This window comes from Rhizobium sp. rho-13.1 (assembly GCF_007000305.1).
GTDB lineage: Bacteria > Pseudomonadota > Alphaproteobacteria > Rhizobiales > Rhizobiaceae > Rhizobium > Rhizobium rhododendri.
The window spans coordinates 1-1764 of sequence record NZ_SCFL01000066.1 but is presented as its reverse complement, the minus strand read 5'-3'; the positions used below and the strand labels follow the sequence as shown (position 1 = coordinate 1764).

Here is a 1764-nt window from a genome sequence, read left to right as displayed (position 1 = left end):
AAAAGCCGCTCCATGGCGAGGATGGACGTCTGAGCGTGCTTATTTCCGATCTCTCTTGCCATCGTCCGGGTTTCATGACGCGTCATGGGAGCGCAGACACGATGTCTCACATTGGTCGCTTGAAAACTTTGGCAACTGGCCGAACCGCTTTTACCTGGCTCTCCCAGGGATTGGATCCTGCACAGGCCGCCGCGGTAAAATGCGAACTCCTCTTCTGGATAGGGTCTCTTTTGATGTTGTGGATAATTGGCGCTGCCTCGGTCAGCGGTTTCGTTCTGACAGCCTTCTTTTGCCTTCTGACTTTTGCGAAGGTTCTGAGGATAACGCTCATGAAGATCATCGAAGGCATGCCGAAGTATTCCCGTGGGCGCCACTACGCGACACTCACTCTTGGAATTGCCTTTTTTGTCCTGGTTGCGGCACGCGCCTGCTATATCTCGATGATCATTGTCGATACGGGGATGTCCGGTGGGATATGATCTGGAGCTTGCAAAAAAGACCGGAGCGGATAAATCCAGCAATCGGCTTGCAACTGCGATAAGACTGGCCTCTGAGATCGGGGAGCCCGCCGAGATGACATTTCAAGACCAAGCTCACATCCTCATCGTTGAAGATGACACCGAAATCGCCGGAATGCTGGTCGAGCTGGCCTGCGCCAATGGCTACAAGGCGACGTCGGCCGACAGCGGTGCGGACATGGACCGCCTTCTGGCGCGCTACAAATACGATCTGATCGTTCTGGATGCGATGCTCCCTGGAGAAGACGGCTTCAGCATTTGCAGAAGGCTGCGCTCCTCCGGCACCATCCCAATCATTATGCTGACGGCGCTCCAGGAGGATATCGATCGTATTCTCGGCCTCGAGCTGGGAGCCGACGACTACGTCACCAAACCGTTTAACTCGCGCGAACTCATTGCCCGCATCAAGAGCATACTGCGTCGGGCTTCCTATGTGCGTGAACAGGATGGCGGGCTCGCTGCCCTGACATTTTCCGGCTGGCGTATAGATCCAAACAGTCGCCAGCTGCACGACGCCGAGGGCGCGCAGGTGTCGATGACGACTGCCGAATTCGACCTGCTACTGGCCTTCTGCCAAAATCCCAACAAGATCCTGACGCGGGAACAATTGCTGTCGATGACCCATGCGGGCACTGCGGGACCGATCGAGCGCAGTATAGACGCGCACATCAGTCGGGTTCGCCAGAAGATCGAGCCGAACCTCAAGGAGCCGACGTTTATCAAGACGGTCCGGCTCGGCGGCTACATGTTTGCCGCAAAAGTGGAGCGGATATTGTGATATCGCTGCGTTCTGCGTCCCTTCGCATACAGATACTCCTGCTTGCCATTCTCCTCGTTGTTCTCGTATCCGCTGTCGCGACGATTACCGAGCCGTTCATCTATGGCCGACATGACAAGGGGATCGAGATCGGCTTGTTCGCCGGTCGCGTGGAGACGGTGCTGCAGCAATTCAAAAAGGCCAGTTCCCGGGCAGACGAGGATGCAGCACTTGCCAATGCGGCCGCCGTCGGGCTCCGCATGGGGCGGGTCGATCCCAGGCAGTTCGCGGACGCAGCCGCCGTCGTGCCGATCCAGGCAGACGTTCGCCCGGGCATTCGCAGGCTATTGGACAAATCCTTTGCCGCGGAGATCGGCGAAATCTTCTCGCACGCCAGTCCCCGCCATAGCCTTCTCGTCATGCTCGACAACAATAACGCGCTTGCGATTGAAGCCCCTGCGTTTCCGAAATATCTCTGGTTTGCTCCAG

1 protein-coding gene and 2 pseudogenes are annotated in these 1764 nt (G+C 57.1%); all 3 read left to right on the top strand.

All coding sequences use genetic code 11. The annotated features are described in order from the left end of the window. Nucleotides 1-479 (top strand): annotated as a pseudogene (locus EQW76_RS29555) (hypothetical protein); the annotation flags it as partial. A gap of 94 nt (nt 480-573) precedes the next feature. Continuing rightward, complete coding sequence (locus EQW76_RS28630; RefSeq protein WP_142832606.1) at nt 574-1296, top strand: response regulator transcription factor; 723 nt, start codon at nt 574-576, stop codon at nt 1294-1296. Continuing rightward, nucleotides 1293-1764, top strand: a pseudogene (locus EQW76_RS28625) (two-component sensor histidine kinase); the annotation flags it as partial. The gene EQW76_RS28630 and the pseudogene EQW76_RS28625, both read left to right, overlap by 4 nt.